17 protein-coding genes, 2 tRNA genes and 2 rRNA genes are annotated in these 21,397 nt (G+C 55.5%); 8 read left to right on the plus strand and 13 right to left on the minus strand.

Going from position 1 to position 21,397, the window contains the following annotated elements:
* Nucleotides 1-115: 115 nt before the first annotated feature.
* The 5 genes from H7849_RS16535 to H7849_RS16555 form a co-directional block, all read right to left on the minus strand.
* Nucleotides 116-3,037, minus strand: a 23S ribosomal RNA gene (locus H7849_RS16535).
* 343 nt (nucleotides 3,038-3,380) lie between these two features.
* Nucleotides 3,381-3,456 (minus strand) — tRNA-Ala (locus tag H7849_RS16540).
* A gap of 11 nt (nucleotides 3,457-3,467) precedes the next feature.
* Nucleotides 3,468-3,544: transfer RNA gene (locus H7849_RS16545), tRNA-Ile, on the minus strand.
* Nucleotides 3,545-3,832: 288 nt separating this feature from the next.
* A 16S ribosomal RNA gene (locus H7849_RS16550) occupies nucleotides 3,833-5,332 on the minus strand.
* Together the 16S and 23S rRNA genes with 2 tRNA genes alongside form the textbook arrangement of a ribosomal RNA operon.
* 972 nt (nucleotides 5,333-6,304) lie before the next feature.
* Entirely contained in the window at nucleotides 6,305-6,619 is a 315-nt protein-coding gene (locus H7849_RS16555; RefSeq protein WP_186740794.1) for a hypothetical protein, read from the minus strand.
* Nucleotides 6,620-6,783: 164 nt separating this feature from the next.
* On the opposite strand from H7849_RS16555, the gene H7849_RS16560 reads away from it, so the two are divergent.
* Complete coding sequence (locus H7849_RS16560; RefSeq protein ID WP_186740795.1) at nucleotides 6,784-7,593, plus strand: ferritin-like domain-containing protein; 810 nt, start codon at nucleotides 6,784-6,786, stop codon at nucleotides 7,591-7,593.
* Between the two features lie 80 nt (nucleotides 7,594-7,673).
* Here the strand turns inward: H7849_RS16560 and H7849_RS16565 are convergent, their stop codons facing one another.
* Entirely contained in the window at nucleotides 7,674-9,086 is a 1,413-nt protein-coding gene (locus H7849_RS16565; RefSeq protein ID WP_251106319.1) for a M48 family metallopeptidase, read from the minus strand.
* 67 nt (nucleotides 9,087-9,153) lie between these two features.
* On the opposite strand from H7849_RS16565, the gene H7849_RS16570 reads away from it, so the two are divergent.
* Nucleotides 9,154-9,339, plus strand: a complete 186-nt coding sequence (locus tag H7849_RS16570; protein WP_186747921.1) for a hypothetical protein — start codon at nucleotides 9,154-9,156, stop codon at nucleotides 9,337-9,339.
* Nucleotides 9,336-9,458: a hypothetical protein gene (locus H7849_RS27120; RefSeq protein WP_285288896.1), complete on the plus strand. Its 123-nt coding sequence runs from the start codon at nucleotides 9,336-9,338 to the stop codon at nucleotides 9,456-9,458. The genes H7849_RS16570 and H7849_RS27120 overlap by 4 nt, the downstream gene beginning before the upstream one ends.
* A 47-nt stretch (nucleotides 9,459-9,505) precedes the next feature.
* Here the strand turns inward: H7849_RS27120 and H7849_RS16575 are convergent, their stop codons facing one another.
* The gene (locus H7849_RS16575; RefSeq protein ID WP_186740797.1) at nucleotides 9,506-10,186 is read right to left on the minus strand and encodes a MarC family protein; all 681 of its coding nucleotides are present in this window, start codon (nucleotides 10,184-10,186) and stop codon (nucleotides 9,506-9,508) included.
* A 357-nt stretch (nucleotides 10,187-10,543) separates the two neighbouring features.
* Between H7849_RS16575 and H7849_RS16580 the strand changes: the two genes are divergently transcribed.
* On the plus strand, nucleotides 10,544-10,918 hold the full coding sequence (locus H7849_RS16580; RefSeq protein WP_186740798.1) for a hypothetical protein: 375 nt from the start codon (nucleotides 10,544-10,546) through the stop codon (nucleotides 10,916-10,918).
* A 2-nt stretch (nucleotides 10,919-10,920) separates the two neighbouring features.
* Here the strand turns inward: H7849_RS16580 and H7849_RS16585 are convergent, their stop codons facing one another.
* Nucleotides 10,921-11,946 (minus strand): cytochrome D1 domain-containing protein, encoded by a 1,026-nt coding sequence (locus tag H7849_RS16585; RefSeq protein WP_251106320.1) that lies wholly within the window; start codon nucleotides 11,944-11,946, stop codon nucleotides 10,921-10,923.
* A gap of 164 nt (nucleotides 11,947-12,110) precedes the next feature.
* On the opposite strand from H7849_RS16585, the gene H7849_RS16590 reads away from it, so the two are divergent.
* The gene (locus H7849_RS16590) at nucleotides 12,111-14,537 is read left to right on the plus strand and encodes an ABC transporter permease (RefSeq protein WP_186740799.1); all 2,427 of its coding nucleotides are present in this window, start codon (nucleotides 12,111-12,113) and stop codon (nucleotides 14,535-14,537) included.
* A 144-nt stretch (nucleotides 14,538-14,681) separates the two neighbouring features.
* The gene (locus tag H7849_RS16595) at nucleotides 14,682-15,563 is read left to right on the plus strand and encodes a ThuA domain-containing protein (RefSeq protein ID WP_186740800.1); all 882 of its coding nucleotides are present in this window, start codon (nucleotides 14,682-14,684) and stop codon (nucleotides 15,561-15,563) included.
* Nucleotides 15,564-15,596: 33 nt separating this feature from the next.
* Here the strand turns inward: H7849_RS16595 and H7849_RS27540 are convergent, their stop codons facing one another.
* Genes H7849_RS27540 through ade form a run of 3 tightly spaced genes read right to left on the minus strand, consistent with a single transcriptional unit; the run spans nucleotide 15,597 to nucleotide 17,922 of the window.
* Nucleotides 15,597-15,953: a type II toxin-antitoxin system RelE/ParE family toxin gene (locus H7849_RS27540; protein WP_186747609.1), complete on the minus strand. Its 357-nt coding sequence runs from the start codon at nucleotides 15,951-15,953 to the stop codon at nucleotides 15,597-15,599.
* The gene (locus H7849_RS16605; protein WP_186740801.1) at nucleotides 15,890-16,174 is read right to left on the minus strand and encodes a ribbon-helix-helix domain-containing protein; all 285 of its coding nucleotides are present in this window, start codon (nucleotides 16,172-16,174) and stop codon (nucleotides 15,890-15,892) included. Before H7849_RS16605 ends, H7849_RS27540 begins: the two co-directional genes overlap by 64 nt.
* A gap of 47 nt (nucleotides 16,175-16,221) precedes the next feature.
* Nucleotides 16,222-17,922: an adenine deaminase gene (ade, locus tag H7849_RS16610; protein WP_186740803.1), complete on the minus strand. Its 1,701-nt coding sequence runs from the start codon at nucleotides 17,920-17,922 to the stop codon at nucleotides 16,222-16,224.
* A gap of 69 nt (nucleotides 17,923-17,991) precedes the next feature.
* Between ade and H7849_RS16615 the strand changes: the two genes are divergently transcribed.
* The gene (locus H7849_RS16615) at nucleotides 17,992-19,137 is read left to right on the plus strand and encodes an FUSC family protein (protein ID WP_186740804.1); all 1,146 of its coding nucleotides are present in this window, start codon (nucleotides 17,992-17,994) and stop codon (nucleotides 19,135-19,137) included.
* Between the two features lie 101 nt (nucleotides 19,138-19,238).
* Here H7849_RS16615 and H7849_RS16620 read toward each other — a convergent pair whose 3' ends face one another.
* Both H7849_RS16620 and H7849_RS16625 read right to left on the minus strand, forming a co-directional pair.
* The gene (locus H7849_RS16620) at nucleotides 19,239-19,757 is read right to left on the minus strand and encodes a hypothetical protein (protein ID WP_186740806.1); all 519 of its coding nucleotides are present in this window, start codon (nucleotides 19,755-19,757) and stop codon (nucleotides 19,239-19,241) included.
* Nucleotides 19,757-20,062 carry a PadR family transcriptional regulator gene (locus H7849_RS16625; RefSeq protein ID WP_186740808.1) on the minus strand — a complete coding sequence of 102 codons (306 nt, stop codon included), beginning with the start codon at nucleotides 20,060-20,062 and terminating at the stop codon, nucleotides 19,757-19,759. The genes H7849_RS16620 and H7849_RS16625 overlap by 1 nt, the downstream gene beginning before the upstream one ends.
* A 169-nt stretch (nucleotides 20,063-20,231) precedes the next feature.
* Here H7849_RS16625 and H7849_RS16630 point away from each other — a divergent pair, with 169 nt between their 5' ends.
* Nucleotides 20,232-21,173 carry a branched-chain amino acid transaminase gene (locus tag H7849_RS16630; RefSeq protein WP_186740810.1) on the plus strand — a complete coding sequence of 314 codons (942 nt, stop codon included), beginning with the start codon at nucleotides 20,232-20,234 and terminating at the stop codon, nucleotides 21,171-21,173.
* Nucleotides 21,174-21,397: the final 224 nt, after the last annotated feature.

Raw genomic sequence — 21,397 nt, forward strand, 5'->3', positions numbered from 1 at the left:
GCCCCTTTAGTACTAGCTCTGTAACGGCACGGCTGAAGCCGTGCCCCTTCAAAACAGCGTATTTACAAGGCTTGTTGAATATCTTCAGTGCGACATACTGCACAGAATTAATTCTATGGACAAGCCGAACGGGCGATTAGTACTGGTAAGCTACACGCATTACTGCGCTTCCACATCCAGCCTATCAACCAGGTGGTCTTCCTGGGCCCTTCAGGGAGATCTCATCTTAGAGCGTGCTTCCCGCTTATATGCATTCAGCGGTTATCACAACCGAACTTCGCTACCCAGCCGTGCCATTGGCATGACAACTGGAACACAAGAGGTTCGTCCATCCCGGTCCTCTCGTACTAAGGACAGCCCTCTTCAAATCTCCTACGCCCACAGCAGATAGGGACCGAACTGTCTCGCGACGTTCTGAACCCAGCTCACGTACCGCTTTAATAGGCGAACAGCCTAACCCTTGGAACCTTCTACAGCTCCAGGATGCGATGAGCCGACATCGAGGTGCCAAACCATTGCGTCGATATGAACTCTTGGCAATGATCAGCCTGTTATCCCCGGCGTACCTTTTATCCGTTGAGCGATGGCCCTTCCATACAGAACCACCGGATCACTAAGGCCTGCTTTCGCATCTGCTCGACTTGTAGGTCTCACAGTTAACCACTCTTATGCCTTTGCACTCGACGACTGATTTCCAAACAGTCTGAGAGTAGCTTCGCGCGCCTCCGATACAATTTAGGAGGCGACCGCCCCAGTCAAACTACCCGCCTAACTATGTCCCTCTCCCGGATCACGGGAGTAGGTTAGAATCACAACACTCACAGGGTGGTATCTCACCGTTGGCTCCTCCAAACCCGAGAGTCTGGGATCAAAGCCTCCCACCTATCCTGCGCAGTAAGAGTCATAATTCATAGTTAAGGTGTAGTAAAGGTGCACGGGGTCTTTCCGTCTAGCTGCGGGTAACCGGCATCTTCACCGGTACTACAAGTTCGCCGAGCAACTCGTTAAGACAGTCATACGATCGTTACGCCATTCGTGCAGGTCGGAACTTACCCGACAAGGAATTTCGCTACCTTAGGACCGTTATAGTTACGGCCGCCGTTCACCGGGGCTTCAATTCAAAGCTTCGCCTTGCGGCTAACCTCTCCTTTTAACCTTCCGGCACCGGGCAGGCGTCAGCCCCTATACGTCGTTTTAGACTTTGCAGAGACCTGTGTTTTTGTTAAACAGTCGCCGTATGCGTTTCACTGCGGCCCACCGAAGTGGGCGACCCTTCTCCCGAAGTTACGGGTCTAATTTGCCGAGTTCCTTAACAAGCTTTCACTCGAGCGCCTTTGGATATTCTCCTCGTCTACCTGTGTCGGTTTGGGGTACGGTTCCCAACTACTCTCCTTAGAGGATTTTCTTGGCAGCGTGAACTCAGCAGCTTTCAGGCATACGCCCTAATGTTTTGCGTCTCACTGTTAAGTTCGCCCGGATTTGCCTAAGCGAACCAGCTTACACGCATCAAGCCCCATAGCCATAGGAGGCCCTGCTTATCCTTCTGCGTCTCCCCATCGTCAAACGAGAGTTGGGAGGTCCGGAATATTAACCGGATGTCCATCAGCTACGCCTCTCGGCCTCGCCTTAGGGACCGCCTAACCCTGAGCGGATTAACCTTCCTCAGGAAACCTTAGACTTTCGGCGTGAAGGGTTCTCACCTTCATTATCGCTACTTATGCCGGCAGGGTCTCTTCGCAACGCTCCACCAGTCTTCTCAGTCTGGCTTCACCGCTGTTGAGAATGCTCTCCTACCACGCACACCATAGGTGTGCATCCGCTGCTTCGGTGTACAGTTTTAGCCCCGTTGTATTGTCGGCACCGGACCGCTTGACCAGTGAGCTATTACGCTTTCTTTAAAGGATGGCTGCTTCTAAGCCAACCTCCTGGCTGTCTGGGCGTTCCGACTTCCTTTCCCACTTAACTGTAACTTGGGGACCTTAGCAGGCGGTCTGGGCTGTTTCCCTCTCGACAATGGAGCTTAGCCCCCACTGTCTGACTCCCGGACTGGTTGTCTGTGGCATTCGCAGTTTGGTTGGATTCAGTAAGCCGGAAAGCCCCCTAGTCCATCCAGGTCTCTACCACCACAGCAAATCATCCGAGGCTAGCCCTAAAGCTATTTCGGAGAGAACGAGCTATCACGGAATTTGATTAGCCTTTCACCCCTACCCTCAGCTCATCCGAGCTTTTTTCAACAAACACCGGTTCGGTCCTCCAGTGGGTGTTACCCCACCTTCAACCTGGCCAAGGGTAGATCATCCCGCTTCGCGTCTATTCCTGCCAACTATATCGCCCTATTAAGACTCGCTTTCGCTTCGGCTCGCTTACGCTTAACCTTGCTGACAAGAATAACTAGCCGGCTCATTATGCAATAGGCACGCGGTCAGGCATTCGCTTGCGCGCATAGCCCTCCCACTGCTTGTAGGCACACGGTTTCAGGTACTTTTCACTCCCCTAACAGGGGTTCTTTTCGCCTTTCCCTCACGGTACTGGTTCACTATCGGTCAGAAACGAGTATTTAGCCTTGCGGAATGGTCTCCGCGGATTCAAGCAGGGTTTCACGTGCCCCGCCTTACTCAGGTGCCAGCTTCGAGTCCGGATAGTTTTCGTCTACGGGCCTGTCACCCTCTGTGGATCCCCTTTCCAGAGGATTCGACTAACTACCGGATTGGTAACTCTACTGTTGCTGGTCCTACAACCCCCGAGACACCGAAATGCCACGGGTTTGGGCTCTTCCGATTTCGCTCGCCACTACTTTCGGAATCGAGATTTCTTTCTTTTCCTCCGGGTACTGAGATGGTTCACTTCCCCGGGTTCGCTCACTCCTGCCTATGTATTCAGCAGGGTGTTCCTGAGGTTTGCTCAGGAGGGTTTCCCCATTCGGAGATCTTCGGATATAACGCCTGTGTGCGGCTCCCCGAAGCTTATCGCAGCTTGCCACGTCCTTCATCGCCTGTTTCTGCCAAGGCATCCACCGTGCGCCCTTAGTAGCTTGACCATAGAATTAATTCCATGCAGGAATTGAAACTATGTAATATTGCCGCCTTAGTGACCATACTCATCTACTTTCTTACATAGACAAGCACGTCACAGAATTTTGATCTAAAGACACTCAACTTGAACATGACTTAGCCCCGCAGTCTAACTTGTATCCGCAGAACAAAGCCTTGCTCAGCCTTGTAATAAATTACCCAATCGATTTCGTTGTCAAACATCCAGACATCAGCTTTCGCTGACGCTCGCCCTCAGGCGAATCGAACATGCTGACGACTTACGTCAGCCTGCCCAAAGATCAACTTCTCTTCAAGAAGCTCACCTTTGGGCATTCTCTCGTACGAGGTTGGTGGAGCTGAGGAGGATCGAACTCCTGACCCCCTGCTTGCAAAGCAGGTGCTCTCCCAGCTGAGCTACAGCCCCACGTTAAGTAATGGTGGGCCTGGGTAGATTCGAACTACCGACCTCACCCTTATCAGGGGTGCGCTCTAACCAACTGAGCTACAGGCCCGGCATTCCTGCCCAGGCGACTCACGCCTTACCTTAATCAGGCGCCAGGCTGAGCCAGACTGCTCACTTTTGCGTACTCGAGAAAGTTTTCGAGGACCAGGTTGAACTTGCTCGGCAGCTACGCCACCGATGACCATCGTTTGAAGCAGGAAGAAGCAGAGATGGTTTGATTCAGGCTCCTTCAACTTGAGTCAGGGACTCGAGTCGAAGGGTGTATGGCACATCTTATGCGCGGCTTTCGCCGTCCGCCATCGCGGATACATAAGCTTGCCATAAGGTTCTCTCTTAGAAAGGAGGTGATCCAGCCGCAGGTTCTCCTACGGCTACCTTGTTACGACTTCACCCCAATCATGAATTACACCTTGGAAGGCTGCCCCCTTGCGGTTGGCTCACCTGCTTCTAGTGCAACCCACTTTCGTGATGTGACGGGCGGTGTGTACAAGGCCCGGGAACGTATTCACCGCAGCGTTCTGATCTGCGATTACTAGCGATTCCAGCTTCATGGAGTCGAGTTGCAGACTCCAATCCGAACTGAGGCCGGCTTTTTCCGATTAGCTCCCCCTCACGGGTTTGCGACGGTTTGTACCGGCCATTGTAGCACGTGTGTAGCCCTGGACATAAAGGCCATGAGGACTTGACGTCATCCCCGCCTTCCTCCCCGTTATCCGAGGCGGTCTCACCAGAGTGCTCAACTAAATGGTAGCAACTGGTAATAAGGGTTGCGCTCGTTGCGGGACTTAACCCAACATCTCACGACACGAGCTGACGACAGCCATGCAGCACCTATATAGCGGCCCATTGCTGGGAAGGGATATTTCTACCCCGGTCCACTACATTTCGAGCCCAGGTAAGGTTCTTCGCGTTGCGTCGAATTAAACCACATGCTCCACCGCTTGTGCGGGCCCCCGTCAATTCCTTTGAGTTTCAGCCTTGCGACCGTACTCCCCAGGCGGATCGCTTAACGCGTTAGCTTCGGCACGGCGGGATTGGGTACCCGTCACACCAAGCGATCATCGTTTAGGGCTAGGACTACCAGGGTATCTAATCCTGTTTGCTCCCCTAGCTTTCGTGCATCAGCGTCAGTTGTGGTCCAGTGAGCCGCTTTCGCCACAGGTGTTCCTTCCGATATCTACGCATTTCACCGCTACACCGGAAATTCCACTCACCTCTCCCACACTCAAGCCCGGCAGTTTCTCGTGCAGACTTCGAGTTGAGCCCGAAGATTTCACACAAGACTTACCGAACCGCCTACGCACCCTTTACGCCCAATAATTCCGAACAACGCTCGCCCCCCTCGTATTACCGCGGCTGCTGGCACGAAGTTAGCCGGGGCTTCTTCTTCCGGTACCGTCATTATCGTCCCGATCGAAAGGAGTTTACGTCCCAAGAGACTTCATCCTCCACGCGGCGTTGCTGCGTCAGGGTTTCCCCCATTGCGCAAAATTCCCCACTGCTGCCTCCCGTAGGAGTCTGGACCGTGTTTCAGTTCCAGTGTGTCCGTGCGCCCTCTCAGGCCGGATACAGATCACCGTCTTGGTGGGCCATTACCCCGCCAACTAACTAATCTGCCGCGACCCCCTCCTTAAGCGAATTGCTCCTTTGACCCGTAGGTGTTATGCGGTATTAGCCTCGGTTTCCCGAAGTTATTCCCCACTCAAGGGTAGGTTAGTCACGTGTTACTCACCCGTGCGCCACTTTACTCATGGATTGCTCCACTTTCTCGTTCGACTTGCATGTGTTAGGCACGCCGCCAGCGTTGATTCTGAGCCAGGATCAAACTCTCGTTTGAAACCTGATGATTGCACCCGACTGACGGAGGTCAGCGGGGCAATCGCCCTGCAATGCTCGAAAGATTGCAGAGCATAATATAGTGAGAATGATCAAACCGATCTTCTTCCATTCTCACGACTGGCATGTTCAACCTGATTGTCAAAGATCCTCAACAGTGACCGCCTGAGCGGGCTGCTTTTGGATCGAGAGCACGACCGTGTCGTGCGTCCTCGAACTTGTTGCGCCGTTTTTGCGCGAACTTTTTAAGACTATCGAAGTTTGAAGCATCCGTCAAACGATTTTGTAAACTTTTTCATTTACTTGTCATTCAAACGTCACATAAGTGCGATCTATCTTGATCCGCCGACTTACTGACTACCACTTCGCATCGTCACCGGGCTCACACCCGGCAAATTCCGCACAGCGCCAAACTTTAAAAGATCCGCAGCAAAGCGTGCTTTACTGCCGGGCACTCAGCCCTGTGGGAGATTTACTCCCAACCTGCAATGGATTGTTCGCTCTGAATGCCGCTCATTGCGGCTGTCGAACCATCACCCTGAGCTTCGCTATCTACTCAAACCACCAACATCTGGCCGGGAGCGAAGCAACTTGCCACTGCTTTTCGTATCGCTTCTCATCTTATCGCAGACAGCCTCATCTTGCAAGCTCATCTGCTCGCAGCAACATGCGCTTGTTCAGCGCCTTGTTAACCTCGTAGCGACAAGATGAATACTATCAACCAGAGCGACCCCACTGCAACTGTTGAAAACTGTTAATGCCTGTTGAAAAGAGGAGCTTGACCAGTGTTTATGCGGCTCTAGCGATCGCCAATCCAGGGCTGTCATCCTGAGCGAAGCGAAGGATCTGCTTTTCCCAAGCACGCGCGAAGTGCACAGCACCGGCTCTTCACCTTGAGCGTCCGCAACATCTGCTCAAACGTGGGCCGCAACGTCTCAAAATCCTTCTGCGGAGCAACAAACACCAGATAACTCTACGACCCATCATCGCGTGCTGCCGTCACCAGCCAGTCATACTCCATTCCACCGCCAGCCGACGCTCCCTGGTTCTGAAACTCAACACTCCGCGCCTCACGCTGATTCACGCGCATCTCGTCGACGCCGGTGGTCGCCTTCATTCCGCTATTTCCCTGCTGGATCGAAGCGATGAACTGCCGGGTTGCCGCACCGGCTTCCGCTACCGTGACGTCATATCGCGTCAGATCGCAATACCCAGTCAACCCTTGTGGTTGCCTCTTCAATCCAATGCACGACGACTTACCCGAGGGCATCTGCCGCTCTAGGTCCACTTGACGATCCACCTCCGATAACGTCTCGCAAGCCAGCAAGGGAAAGTAAGGGTGCCGTGAAGCTGTGCACCTGAAAGCCTCGCACCCGTCTGCGTGTGGCCGCCTACTTCTCGCTGCCCATGCACCTCACAAACTCACGACAACACACTTCAGGAGACCGCAAAATGCGAATGGACACAGTAGCTCGTTTCACAGCCAATCGTCGCTCTTTTTTAAAAGGGGCGGGAATCGCGGGAATCGGCCTTGCAACCACAGCCGTCATCGATAGCAAGTTTGGAAGCGCTGAGCAAACCGTAAGCGCCGCCGCGTATAGCGACGCCGATATTCTCAACTTTGCTCTAAACCTCGAATACCTTGAGGCTGAGTTTTATGCCGTCGCCACGTATGGCGCGACTTTGGTGACGCTGGGAGTCATCCCTGAGGCCGACACGACAGGGCCTACAACCGGTGGCAACATGGTGAAGGAATTTTCCTCCTCGCCGCAGGCGGTACTCGCCACCGCATTGCGCAACGATGAAATCAACCATGTTCGGTTCCTGCGCACAGCCCTCGGCTCTTCGGCAGCCAAAAAACCTGCAATTGACCTCAATGCTCTTGGATACGGTTTTTCCAGCGTCAATAGCTGGCTGAAATTGGCGAGACAATTTGAAGATGTAGGAGTAAGTGCCTACCTGGGCGCTGCTCCACTCATCAGCAACCGCACTTATCTCTCGGCGGCCGCAGCGATCCTGGGGGTTGAAGCGCAACATTCCGGTTCACTTCGACTCGCCTGTATCCAGAACGCAGTCAGCAGTCCAGCTGTGGATTCGCTTGACATCCCCCCAACGCCGAAGGCTCCTTACGACGATAACGCAAAGGGATTGAGCATTCCGCGCACAGTGTCGCAGGTACTGAACATCGTTTACCACGGCGGCCGCTGCTCGGGTGGTTTTTACCCGAATGGCATGAATGGTTCGATTGTTTGTCAATCTTAAAGAATTGTCCCGGCTGGCAAGCAGCCTGATCTTGCTGCCAGCCAGGGACGAATCCAAAGCATCCTACCTGGAAAAATTGATCAGCTTTTCACCCGAAATGTCCTGAGCATCTGCTCGTATACGGGACGCAGCGTCTCGAAATCCTTCTGCGGCGCAACGAACACCATGTAGCTCAATGACCCATCATCGCGCGCCACTGTTACCAGCCAGTCATGCTCGGTTCCGCCGCCAGCCGATGCTCCCTGATTCTCGAACTCGATGCTCCGCGCATCACGCTGGTTCACGCGAATCTCGTCGACGTCGGTGGTGGCTTTCATGCCGCTGTTTCCCTGCTGGATTGAAGCAATCAATTGCCGCGTCGCCGAGCCGATATCGGACGCCTGTTGCGGCTGGAAATCATCGATGATCAGGCCATAGATCACCGTGTTGCCGTCCGTCGCGGTAGCGACTACGCCATTCTGAGGCGCAATGGTTGCGCCAACGCCAGCCTTTTCGACTGCTTGCCAGTTCGCCGGATACTGCACGGAAAACCCCGCACCATCGAGCATCGTCCATTGACCGTTGGGTTCAAAGCTTCCGGGATTTGAAGCTGCTGTTGCAGGAGGAGCGTTGGCGCTGTGCCCCTTCCATGCGCCGCTTGAAATCTCTTTTGCTGAGTACGCGTGCATGCTCGTCACCAGCTTGTGAATCTTCTGGAACTCAGGCGTCGTCTTCACCCACTGCGTGCGCGGCGGCAGGGTCGCGATCTCGGCGTTGACATACTCCGTGCGGTTGCCGGGATTGGGGTGGTCGCTCAAAAACTGCGTCCCGCCCTGACCATACTTGCCTTGAATAATCTCGAAGAACTGCACCATCCCGCGCGGATCATACCCAGCGTCATACGCGATATCGGTGCCCATCAGGTCGGCCTGCTTCTCTGCATCGCGCCCCATCTTGAGGAACGTCATGCCGGCCGCAGCGCCTACTCCCTCCGCCGCAATCGCTCCACCAGCACCGGGGAGCAATACGCCCGCCGCCAGCTGCCCCAAAGCCCACCACGGAGCCTGCCCCTGCTGCTTGGTGATATTGCAGGTCGCATGGCGCATCACGACATGCGAAATCTCGTGCGCCATCACGCCCGCAAGCTGCGCCTCGGTCTCCGCTGCTTGAATCGTGCCTAAGTTGACGAAGATCGGCCCACCCGGCAGCGCAAACGCGTTGATATCGGCTTGATTGACGACATGAAACGAATAGGGCCACGCATACCCCGGAGCAAACTGCACCAGCTTCGCCCCCAGTTGCTGCACATACTGCGTTACCGGATTCGAATCGGGCAGCACCGGCATCTCTTTGTAAACCTGGGCTGCTGCTTTCTTGCCTTCAGTAATCTCACGATCAGGAGTAAAGGCGTTCTTACATGGAGGAGGCTGCGCAAAACGGGCATGCGCGGGAAGGGCAGTTGCGACTGCAATGAGAAGAAGGACAGGACTGAGGAAAGTGGATCTGATCTTCACGAAGTCACCTAGACGAATTGTCCTTCGTGGCCAAATCCTCCGCAAGCAGCGGAGAGCATCCGTTTGAATGAGAAACGTGGCATTTCTTCCGCAGGGCCAGCTCGGTAACACGACCGGGTTTGGTCTCAAAACCGGCATTACCAAAGATTGGCTGCGGCAGGAAGTGCGGGTTGACGAAATCAAAGTAACAGCGGCATTCGCATCAGGCTTGGCGCACAATGAGCACGAGAACATGAGACGACCAGACCGATGAACCTGCGTAAGCTGCTGCTCTTCCTTCTTATCGCTGCAATCCTGATCCTGGGTGGCCCGCGTCAAACGATCGCGACCATCAAGCGCATGCTGCAGCCGCTCGCCCAAAGGCTCCCTTAGAAAACTCGATGACCAGCAGGGATTTTCTTTCTCTCGCAGCGGAGGTTTTAGTCTTGCCGAGCGATCACACCAAGATCGGTCAACCCATTCACAAAGAACTGCACAGCCAGCGCTACCAAGAGCAATCCCATGATGCGCACGAGAATGCGAATCCCTGTCTCTCCCAGGATCCCGCGCACGCGATCGGCTCCATTCAGCACGCCATAGCTGACAGCCGCAGTGATTGCGATGGAACCGATGATAGCGAACATCTGCCAGTGGTTCGGAGCCTGCCCTACCAGCACCATTACGCTTGAAATCGCGCCCGGCCCAGCGAGCATTGGAATCCCAAGCGGCACAATACCCGCATCTTCTTTGGTCGCAGCTTCTGTCGTCTCGTCAGACGATTCCTGGGTAGGCGACCGCTTGGCTTCCAGCATGTCAATGCCAATCAGCAGCAGAATCAGCCCGCCGGCGATCTCAAAGGCCGGCAGCTTGATGCCGAAGAGGCTGAAGATAAACTGCCCGGCAAAGGCGAAAGCCGTGAGCACGATAAAGCATGTCAGGGACGCCTTGAAGGCCATGCGCCTGCGCCGTGCCGGATTTGCACCTGCCGTAATCGCCAGAAACGACCCAATCGCCGCAAATGGATCGACCAGAAAGAAAATTGAGCTGAAAGCCAGCAGCGAAAACCGGACATAGGTGGAATGCTGAAGCTCATGCAATGCCGTGTTCGCCGGACCATACATATCCAATGAAATACCTTATCTCACCGAGGCGGCATCCTTCCGGAGGACCCTTGGTTAAATACTAGAAAATAAATTACTTATGTAAATAACTATGGGCAGTCCATGTCAAAACTTCTCGACACGGTGAATAGATTGCGACTGCCTGAAAGGTTGCCCTGGCCGCTATCTGTTTATGATGTGCGAAATCAATAATTTAATGCAGAAATAGTTTGGCATGCCTCCTGCTTTTTAACATTCCGCCCGGAGAAAGCGCCCGTTTGCTTTTCCATATGGGCCCCGACATCGTCAACCAATCCTGGTTGGGATAACACCTGAAACTGTCGGAACGCCAAAAAGACAGGAGCAAAACAATCAACGATGGGTACTCTTACTTTTTCTCAATCCCCCCGGATCATACTCGGCAGTGATAATCAACATCTTGTTTCCGCGGTCACGACCTCGTTAGTTAAGGCTGGCTTTGATGTTGAGACAGCCACGAATTACGGCCATCTTGAGGAACTCTGGCACAAGGTACGCCATGATGTTGTTTTGTTTGAGATTTCGCATTCCGACTCGATTGAGTCGGCGATCGAATCAGCGATACGCATCAAGCGGCAGGATGCGCAGCAGTTCATCGCTTATCTGGCCGACGCAAATCTCCACGCCAGCGGTCTCACGGGCGACGCGATCCTTTCCCGTGACACCAGCAGATTGCCGCAGGCGCTTCGAGAGGCTCTCGACGGGAGGTCGTAGGCTCAGAATTGAGCCCAGGCCAGACCGTCCGCGCCTTTCCCGGCGTCGATCGCGGTCTTTGCCTGCCAGGCAGCAAGATCAATCACAGCCACCTGATTGCTATGCCCGCACGAAACATAAGCCACGGCGTTGTCTGGCCGTACCAGAATTTCGGTCGGCCCTTGCGGTACGTCGATCGTCCGCGCCACTTTCAGCGTGGACAGATCGACGACCGCGACTTTGTTCGCTGAGGTCATCGCAACCAGCAGCCACTTGCCGTCTTTCGTCGACGCAGTGCCGTAGCCGATCGCAGGCAGGACGATCCAGTTCTTGACCTTGTTCGTCGCCGTATCGATTACCGCCATCTGTGGCTTCGTGTAGTCAGCGACGAACACCAGTTTGTCATCGTTTGAGAGAGAGATACGCTGCACTGTCGGCGCAACCGGAATGACCGTGACTAATTTTCGCGCTTTCAAATCGAGAACTGAGACGCTGCCTGGGCCGACATTCGCGGTATAGCCGTAATGGCCGTCGCCCGTGATTGCCAGCATGTGCGCTTCCGCCGCGCCCGTTGGAATGGCGCCGACAATCTTCAGCGTTTTCGGATCAATCGCGGTCACTGAGTTATCGAGCTCTGTCGTCACGTAGAGCAGCCCGCTGTTTGGATCGTAGACAGGCTTATGCGGGCGCACGCCATGACCGAAGCTGACCGTCTTCACCAGCTTGCGGCTGGCAATGTCGAGGACGTCCATGGTGCTGCCATCGGTGCCTGGCTTGCCCACGCCTGAGTTGCCATAGATCGGCACAAAAGCCAGTTTCCCATCGGGAGACGCTGCGACTTCGTGGCCGGTGTATGCGTCTTCGGGAACGGCGGCAATTTGCTTCTCCGTTGCCGGGTCGATGATGCTGAGATTCTGACTTGTCTGATTCGCAACCAGCAGGACACCATGCGGAGCGCTCTGCGCCAACAACGCAAGCGGAGGCGCGCACAATAGGAGAAGCAATAAACGTGAATTTTTCATCGCCCGCGAATGTATCACAACTGCCATGCGTTAAATAAACCATCTGTCCACTTTCGAACACAAATGGCTTACAAGTGGACAGCAACTGCCTCTGACTAACCGTGTAACTGGCCCATTTGATTCTTTTTCAGTCCCTTTGTTGTTTTTCTAAAAGGAACGAAAATTGCTCCGTCTTTGACGGAGTAATCCAAATGATCAGCTGGTTGCAGGATCTTCGCTACGCAATTCGGCAATTGCGCAAGTCGCCTGGATTCAGCCTGACCGCCATTGTGACATTGGCTCTCGCCATCGGGGCAAATGCAGTTGTGTTCAGTGTTATCAACGGAATAATCCTGCGTCCCCTGAATGTGCCTCAAGCACAGAATCTGTACCTCATCGAGCGTGCGAGCGACAAGGATACAAGCCAGTCGTATCCCGATTACATCGATTTTCGCGAAAGAAATCGCAGCTTTGATGACTTGGCAGCCTTTGCAATCTTTGAGGTGGCGCTGGACACCGGGAGAAATCCATCTCTTGTCTGGGGTGAGGAGGCGAGCGGTAACTACTTCGACGCTTTAAGCATTCGGCCGTATCTCGGCCGTTTCTTTCATGCCTCCGATGAGCATGGCGCGAACAGTGCTCCGTATATCGTGCTCAGCTATGCATTCTGGCACAGCCGCTTTCACGATGATCGCGGTGTTGTAGGCCGCATCGTTGAACTCAACAAACATCCGTTTACGATTCTCGGCGTAGCCCCGCCCGAATTCCGCGGGACGATTGTCTTCGCCTTTCCCAATTTTTATGTACCGATCGTGAACCATGAGCAGCTCGCTGCGGAGGCCGCTCTGAATGACCGCGAAAACCGCTGGATTTTCATGGTCATCGGTCACTTGAAGGCCGGCGTCACTCGGGCACAAGCAACTTCGGACCTAAACTCGATTGGCTCGTTCCTGGAGAAGACGTATCCCAAAGACGAGCGCGATACGAAATTCTCTTTGGCGCGTCCCGGACTTCTGGGCGATCAGTTTGGCCGCCCGGCCCAGGAATTTCTTGCGGGATTGTTGTTGTTATCAGGGTTGATTCTGCTGGCCGCATGCGCCAATCTGGGCAGCCTGTTTGCAGCCCGTGCCGCTGACCGTGGGCGTGAAGTTGCCTTGCGTCTTGCGCTCGGATCGAGCCGCAGACGCATTTTGCGCGGACTGTTTACCGAAGCTGTGCTGATCTCGCTTGCTGGCGGCGCTGTTGGAATGTGGACCGCCGTTCTGCTGTTGCGGTGGCTGAGCCAATGGCAGCCGTTCGGGAATTTCCCCATATATATCCCTGTAAACCCCGACGCGACCGTTTATGGACTGGCTTTGCTGCTGAGCTTCATCAGCGGATTCCTCTTCGGAGTGGTCCCGGTGAACCAGGTGCTTCGCACAAATCCCTATGAAGTTGTTAAGTCCGGATCGTCCGCGAGAGTGGGGAGGCGAATGACCGTCCGGGACATATTGCTCGCAGTGCAAATCGCAATCTGCGCCGTACTCGTCACGTCTTCGCTGGTTGCCGTGCGCGGGCTGGCACACGCTCTGCACGGCAATTACGGCTTTGAGCCACGGAATGCCGTGCTGGTGGGCGCGGACCTGAGTATGGCAGGTTACAGCGGCAATCGAGTTGCTCCGATGCAAAAACGCCTGATCGATGCGATCGCAGCGATTCCCGGAGTGGAGTTCGCGGGATTGACTGACACGTTGCTGCTGAATGGTTCGAACTCCTCAAATGTCTTTACCGATAAAACCATAGACATGCGGGCATCGAATGCCGCAGCCAGCGCCTGTATATACCACGTATCTCCCGAGTACCTTCAGGCGGAGGGCACTACGTTCTTGTATGGCAGAGCACTTACATGGCACGACGACAAAAACTCGCCGCGCGTTGCCGTTGTGAATCGGGAGTTCGCGCGCAGACTCTTTGGCTCAGCAGAAAACGCTGTGGGCAGCTATTACAAGATGCCGGATGGATCGCGCATACAGGTAATAGGGATTGCCGAGGACGGCAAGTACGGGTCTATCACCGAAGACCCCCAGGCAGCGATGTTTCTCCCGATCCTGCAATATCCATCGAACTCCGCGTGGATAGTGGTGCGCTCTCGGCGGGACCCGCAGCAACTGGGGACAGCCATAAGAAGCACGCTGGGGCAACTGGATCCGGGACTGCCTGTTCAGATTGAGGCCCGATACGATGAAATCGGCGGGGCTTTGTTTCCCTCCCAGATGGCGGCAGTATCGCTGGGCGTGCTGGGCGTGATGGGCGCCGTGCTGTCAATCACCGGAATCTTCGGAATGGCCGCGTACTCTGTCAGCAAGCGGCTCCGGGAATTAGGAATCCGCGTTGCCCTCGGCGCACCACGGAAGGAAGTGCTAAAGGCAGCCTTGGAACGGGCTTTCAAATTGCTGGCTTTTGGTTCGGCAGCGGGGCTGTTTCTCGGAATCCTCGCAAGCAAGGTTCTCGCGGTTATCGTGTATGAAGCCTCGCCCCGCGATCCACTGGTCATGGCTGGTGTCGTTCTGGCAATGTCGTTGGTAGGGCTTCTCGCTACGTGGATCCCGGCGCGTCGCGCTCTCTCGATCGATCCTGCGATATTGCTGCGCGAGGAATGAGAAGGCTATGGAGGATCGCCTGATAGAAGCCGGTTCTCCGTCCGTGTTCTATCTCAGTGCCGTCTCAATCAGTTCGCCATGCAGAACTAAACCGATTCCGTGTAGAATCTCGCCGACTCGATTTTTCACAGAAGAGGAGACCACTTGCGCTGCTACCGGACCATTCTTCGCCTTTCCCTCATCACTGTTTTCTGTCTCTTGTTTGCGACCCTATCCCACGCGCAGCAGGCAGCAAACCCGCTCGTTCCACCAGTGCCCCACGCAAAGACCATTCACCTCAAGCACGTGCTGGTGATCGGTGAAACCAAAGGCTTCGAACACGATTCAGTTCCCGATGCGATGGCGGCCATCTTCAACATGGGACAAGAGAGCGGCTTGTGGGACACGACGCTACGCACCGACACCGAACTGCTCACCAAGAAAGACCTCGGCAATAGAAACGCTAAAAATCTCAACTACTTTGACGCCATCGTCTTCACCAGCACCACGGGCGAGCTGGACATGGACGACAGCCAGAAAGCCGACATGATGTCCTTCATCAAGGAAGACGGCAAAGGCTTTGTCGGCATCCATGCGGCGCTCGATACGAATTACAAATGGCCCGAATACGGCGAAATGATCGGCGGCTGGTTTGACCAGCATCCCTGGATGACCTTCAACGCGCCCATCATCAATGAGGACCCGAACTTCCCCGCTGTCCGCCACTTTCCTCATGAGTTCGTGAAGTACGACGAGATCTACCAGCCCAAGGAATGGTCCCGCGACAAAGTTAACGTCCTGCTCAGCCTTGATCCCTCAAGGCTCGATTACAACAACAACCCGCGCATTCATCGAACGGATCATGATTTCGCGGTCGCATGGTCGAAGATGTACGGCAAGGGCCGGGTCTTCTACTCGACCCTCGGCCACACGGAAGAAGCCTGGAGCGATCCCGATATCCGGAAGATGTACTTTGAAGCTGTGAAGTGGGTTCTCGGCATGACGGACGGCAGCACAGTCTCGCATCCAAGTCCTACACAGCCATGAATTTTCCAGGGAGGGTTCAGCGCTCATACATCCTTAGAGCGCAAACCCTTCCTCTTCTGCAATCGCTTCCAAATCGCGAGAACCATGCAGTACCCGCACGATCACGATTTCGTTCAGACGAGGCAAGTAATAAATCGCGTAGTTGTCGTGAAAGATCACGCGTAAATGCGTTGCAAGTTGCGGACGCGGACTTCCCGACATTGGAAACCGTAAGACCTGATCAAATCTCGCAACGACGCAGGTTAAAAATCGCGTCGCAATTTCCTCCGATGCTTCGACTGCTATGTGCTTCCAGATTTCCGCCAGGTCACTTGCAGCAGCGTCCGTTAGACGGAGGGTCGTTCGGCTAATAACTTTCTCCCGCGTTGGATAATGCGTTGTGCATTGAATTTCTTGACTCGGCCTTTCGCAACATCCTCTAAACCTCGGTCAATTTCAGCCTTGAGTTCAGCGATTTTCTGGATTCGCAGCTCACGTTTTAATTTCCAGTCGCGCAGGGCTTCCCGAATCACTTCGCTTGAAGAAGCGTAGTCCCCGCCCTCCACGGCGTCTTTCACAATGCCCGCCATCTCAGTAGGCAATGTGATCGTCATGCGCTCAATACTGGCCATAACTACTCCTGAACAGATCATACTTCTTCATACTTATGAAGCACAATCTAAACCTCAATCAACTCAAACCGGTCCACGTCCACCATCCCAAAATCTGTAATCTTTAAATGCGGAATCACCGGCAGTTGCAGAAAAGCAAGCTGCAAAAACGGATCAGGCAGCGGACAGCCCATGGCTCGCACCGCCGCACGCAGAGCCTCAAGCTTGTGCCTCACATCCTCGAAGGTGTTCAGGCTCATCAATCCGGCAAAGGGTAATGCCAACTCTGCGCGCACCGCTCCGCCTTGGACGGCTACGAAACCGCCGCCCAGTTCAACCAAGCGATTCACGGCGAGTGCCATGTCCTCATTATTGCTGCCCACTACGCACACATTGTGGCTGTCGTGACCAACGGACGAGGCCAGCGCTCCATGCCGCAGCCCAAAGCCTTTCACAAAACCGCGGCCGATGTTGCCGTTGCGTCCATGCCGCTCCACAATACAGATTTTCAGCAGGTCATTTGCCGGGTCTGCGTGACGCTCTCCATCGCGATAGATCAGACTTGCTTGCAAGTGCTCTGTGAGAATTTTGCCTGGAATAATTCCGATCACCGGCGCTGAAGGCCCTGAAGCGAGCACTGCAAATTGCCGCGCGCTTACACGCGCAAGCCGCATCGAGTTCTCACCATGCGGAACAGGCAGCGAACGGTTCTCAAATGACTCGGCTGTAATTTCGCGGCCGCGACGCAAGACCATGCTGACCGCGCAGGTCTCGAGATCATCGAGCAGCAGAATATCCGCAAGATACCCCGGCGCGACCAGTCCCCGATCCGTCAGCCCAAAGCCACGCGCAGCCGACCAACTCGCAGTGCGATAGACAGCGGCCACCGGCGCAGCCAGAGCAATCGCGCGACGAACCAGGCAGTCCAGATGACCTTCCTCAAAAATATCCAGTGGGTTCCTGTCGTCCGTACAAAATCCCAGAAAGGGCGAGGTGAATTCGCTGATCAGCGGAGCCAGCGCCGCCAGGTCCTTCGAGACCGTGCCTTCGCGGATCAGCACCTGCATTCCCTTCGAAAGCTTTTCGCGCCCCTCGTTGATATTTGTTGTTTCGTGGCAGTTACGAACGCCGCACGCTAGATAAGCATTCAGCGATTTCCCTGAGAGCAGCGGCGCATGCCCATCAATATGTTGCCCCTCAAACGCAGCCAGCTTGTCCAGACACTCGGGGTCTTTATTCAGAACGCCGGGCACATTCATGAATTCGGCGAGACCGATCACCTTTGGATGATGCCGATGCGGCGCCAGATCGTGGACTGTAAGTCGAGCACCCGATGTTTCAAGATTCGTAGCAGGTACGCATGAAGAAAGCTGAACCCGAAGATCCATCACCGTGCCCATTGCGCTATTGAGAAAATATTGGAGCCCTTCCTGCCCGAGCACGTTACAGATCTCATGCGGATCGCAGATTGCGGTCGTAGTCCCGCGGGGAAGAACGCAGCGATCGAACTCGCCGGGAGTGACAAGTGTGCTTTCACAATGGACGTGGCTATCGATGAATCCGGGAACAGCGATGCGTCCCTTCGCGTCGATCTCGCGCACGCCGCTGTATGTGTCAAGAGTTCCGACGATGCGATCGCCGCAAATCGCAATGTCCCCGGCACGAAGCTCGCCAGTAACGAGATCCAGAATCCGCGCATTGCGAATGACAAGATCGGCAGGCATCCGGCTGAGAGCCTGATCGATTCGTCGCTCCAGCGTCTCTCTCATGCCCCATGATGGCAGTGAACACCGCGAATCTCAAGCATTTCGAGCCACGCACACTTTAAGATTGGATATATGCCGCTTCCTGCAACATCAGAACCATCGGCACGACCACAAAGCGGCGGATACTTCACCGACAGCTACGTTTTTAACTGGCACAACCAGACTTTTCGCGACGACCTTGTGCTGCTGCCGGCCATCGCGATCTGCCTTGGTGCAGGCGTCGCGCTCGGCCATCCCGCAGCGGGCATGATCGCGGGCGGCGGCGCGATGACCGTCGGCTTTGGCGCAAAGCAGAGTATTGACGACTCCCGCCTGCTGCCGATGCTCTTCGTTTCCATCGGCATGACCTTCGCTGCATTTCTCGGCGTGATCATCGGCTACACGAATTACTTGCTGGTTCCCATAGCCGCGCTCTGGGCCTTCGGCTACGGCATGCTCACCACGCGCGAGGAGGGCTACAGCTGGGTGGGCCAGCAATGCGTCATTACATTTCTCGTCGCCTCAGCATTTCCGGCGTCTTTGGGACCCGCATGCAACCGCGCTCTTCTCATCCTTGCCGGTGGAACCATCCAACTCGCCTTCAGTGCGATTTTGCTCCGGCTTTTCCGTCAGCTCGGGGGCCATCTTGCTTCACTCGCCCAATATGTCCACGCTGAGCAGCTTGCCCTGCGCTCTGCTTATCTGATGGCCACGCAATCGATCCTGGGACGCCGATTTCTGAGTTCGGCGATCCCCTACTCCTTACGCCTGGCTGTTACGCTTGCGGTCACGACCGAAATCTACCGCCGCATGAATTTCCCCAGCGGCTACTGGATTCCGATGACCGCCCTGCTCGTCCTCAAGCCCGGCATCACGGATACCGTCAGCCGCGCCATCGCGCGCCTTGTCGGCACCTTCGCCGCAGCGATCGTCGTCAGTTCCTGCCTCGCGCAGCTTCCAAGCCCGTCCCCGACCGTGCTCGCAGCCTTCACCCTGATCTTTGCGTGGTTCTCCTATGGGACGAACAACGTCAACTACGCGCTTTTCTCGGTCTGCATTACCGGATACATCGTCTTCCTGCTCTCGATCAACAATGTCCCCGGCCCACTCGTCGCTCAACGCCGCGCCATTTCCACCGCGATCGGCGGATCGATTGCTCTAGCCGTGCGCTTGATTGTTATTTATCGCCGCAAGAAGGAGCTGAAAAAGAGCGGAGCCGCGCTCCCACAAAGCACGTAGTTAGCACCATCTCCAGAGTCAGCATTGAGGTAGGCGAGGGCTTCAGCCCTCGCAATAAAACGACCGATGACTCGGCAGCTTTAGTCATTGAGGTACTGCTCTTAACCCCGGAAGTGACTCACAATATGCATGGCAAAGTGGGTGGCAAAGATCAACGCTGCCAGCAGAACTCCCACCGCCATCGGCTTCCGCTTGTGCCAGAGGCGCACTGTGCCAATCACAAAAAGCGTCTCAGGCAGGAAAAACACCACCAGCCAGGTTGGCCACGGAATGCTCTGGTTCATCGGCGGATAGAAATACTCTGCCAAGTGGAACAGCATCGCCGCGCACACCACAAGCACTGCCGACAGTACGACCCCAGCAAACACCCACCCCACGTTCTTCGCCGTCTCTTTCATATCCGCCTCCTCCCGTCTCCTGAAACCCATGCGCACCAGCTCGCGCCCGCAATGCCTGAAAATCGCAGCCACGCTGCCCAGAGCCCAGAACAGCGCAGCCCAGTCCCCCTCGATGAAATCCAGTTCGTGCAGCATCGCGCGAGCCCACTGCTCGCAGTGCCGGGGCGCGGAGCGCAGCACGAACTCCAGCAGCCACTTCGCAAATCCACGAACGCGCGACATCAGCCCTTCGCCTCGCCCAGCGCGGCACGCCGCAAACCCGTTGCACGCGACCGCCGGTGCTCGCGCGTAAACTGCATCCCATCCGGCGTCAGCCGGTAAAGGTGCCGCGGCGGCTTGCCCTCTTCCACTGTCTCCCACGACGTTTCCAGCAGCTTCCGCTCCGCCATCCGCATAAGGATCGGATACAGCGTACCCGACTTCAACCCCGTGTCCCGGCTGATGTCGTACCCGTACCTCCACTCCTTCGGAGCATCAAGAAAGGCATCCAGAACACTCAGCGTTTGCGGCGACAGTCTCAGCTTCACGGGCAAACTCTACATATGTAGATATAAATTTGTCAACCGATATTTCTGTCAGGCGCATGCCCCGATTTGACGTACCCAAAGTGCCCGCACAATCATCGAAACCAGCGCCAAACCTGCGCCAGCAAAGTTATAATGAAGGCGTCTAGTAGGAAAGGAGCACTCGCCTCGCATGCCCATTCAGCCCACCAGCAAGATCTGGCACAATGGCAACCTCATCCCCTGGGATAAAGCCCAGATCCACGTCATGAGCCACGTAGTCCACTACGGCTCGTCCGTCTTTGAGGGCATTCGCTGCTACGGGCAGCCACAAGGAGCAGCCGTCTTCCGCCTGCCCGAGCATATGCAGCGCCTCATCGACTCGGCCAAGATTTACCGCATGACGCTGCCCTATTCACTCGACCAGCTTTCGAACGCCGTCGTCGAGCTCATCGAAGCTAACGGTGTGGCGCCCTGCTACATCCGGCCTATTGCTCTTCGTGGATACGGCGAAGTTGGGGTCAATCCGAAGAACTCGCCCATTGAGGTCTACATCGTCAACTACCCCTGGGGCAAGTACGTCGCCGGAGATGACGGCGCCGATGTCTGCGTCTCTTCCTGGAGCCGTCCGGCGCCCAACACGTTGCCAACGCTCGCGAAAGCAGGCGCCAACTACATGAACTCGCAGCTCATCCGCATGGAAGCCGACATCAATGGATACGCCGAAGGCATCGCCCTCGACGTAAACGGCTACGCCTCTGAAGGGTCGGGCGAGAACCTCTTCGTCGTGCGCAACGGAGTCATCTACACTTCGCCGCTGGCCAACTCCGTCCTCGCCGGCATCACCCGCGACTCGGTGCTCACCCTTGCGCGCCACCTCGGCATTACGGTCGTTGAGCAGGCTCTGCCGCGCGAACTCCTCTATATCGCCGACGAAGTCTTCTTCACCGGAACCGCCGCCGAAGTCACGCCCATCCGCTCGATCGATCGCATCCCGGTAGCCGACGGCAACCCCGGCCCCATCACCAAGCAGCTGGCCGATGAATTCTTCGGCATAGCCAACGGCCTCAAACCCGACCGCTTTGGCTGGCTTACGCCGGTCAACGTCAACGTAGAGCAAACCGTCACGGTCTAGCGAGAAAACAGAAAAGATGCTCCGGCGGCCGACTGGCCGTCCGGGGCAAACGAAAGAGCCCCAGCAGAACTTGGGGCTTTTTCATTTCGAGATGTGCACTTCGACTACTCGCCGCATCGTGCCGATGCTTAAATTCGTCGCCATCCTGAGCGAAGCGCGAGGCGCGCAGTCGAAGGACGCAGATGAACGAAGTTCATGTGCGGCTTGCTTGCGCGAGCAAGGCC

Source organism: Alloacidobacterium dinghuense, from assembly GCF_014274465.1.
Lineage (GTDB): Bacteria > Acidobacteriota > Terriglobia > Terriglobales > Acidobacteriaceae > Alloacidobacterium > Alloacidobacterium dinghuense.

What these genes read in the sequence shown, in the direction of transcription:
- H7849_RS16560 (WP_186740795.1), top strand. Translation starts at nt 6,784, where the DNA reads ATGCGAATGGACACAGTAGCTCGTTTCACAGCCAATCGTCGCTCTTTT.
- H7849_RS16570 (WP_186747921.1), top strand. Translation starts at nt 9,154, where the DNA reads ATGAGAAACGTGGCATTTCTTCCGCAGGGCCAGCTCGGTAACACGACC.
- H7849_RS27120 (WP_285288896.1), top strand. Translation starts at nt 9,336, where the DNA reads ATGAACCTGCGTAAGCTGCTGCTCTTCCTTCTTATCGCTGCAATCCTG.
- H7849_RS16575 (WP_186740797.1), bottom strand. Translation starts at nt 10,186, where the DNA reads ATGTATGGTCCGGCGAACACGGCATTGCATGAGCTTCAGCATTCCACC.
- H7849_RS16580 (WP_186740798.1), top strand. Translation starts at nt 10,544, where the DNA reads ATGGGTACTCTTACTTTTTCTCAATCCCCCCGGATCATACTCGGCAGT.
- H7849_RS16585 (WP_251106320.1), bottom strand. Translation starts at nt 11,946, where the DNA reads ATGGCAGTTGTGATACATTCGCGGGCGATGAAAAATTCACGTTTATTG.
- H7849_RS16590 (WP_186740799.1), top strand. Translation starts at nt 12,111, where the DNA reads ATGATCAGCTGGTTGCAGGATCTTCGCTACGCAATTCGGCAATTGCGC.
- H7849_RS16605 (WP_186740801.1), bottom strand. Translation starts at nt 16,174, where the DNA reads ATGGCCAGTATTGAGCGCATGACGATCACATTGCCTACTGAGATGGCG.
- ade (WP_186740803.1), bottom strand. Translation starts at nt 17,922, where the DNA reads ATGAGAGAGACGCTGGAGCGACGAATCGATCAGGCTCTCAGCCGGATG.
- H7849_RS16615 (WP_186740804.1), top strand. Translation starts at nt 17,992, where the DNA reads ATGCCGCTTCCTGCAACATCAGAACCATCGGCACGACCACAAAGCGGC.
- H7849_RS16620 (WP_186740806.1), bottom strand. Translation starts at nt 19,757, where the DNA reads ATGTCGCGCGTTCGTGGATTTGCGAAGTGGCTGCTGGAGTTCGTGCTG.
- H7849_RS16630 (WP_186740810.1), top strand. Translation starts at nt 20,232, where the DNA reads ATGCCCATTCAGCCCACCAGCAAGATCTGGCACAATGGCAACCTCATC.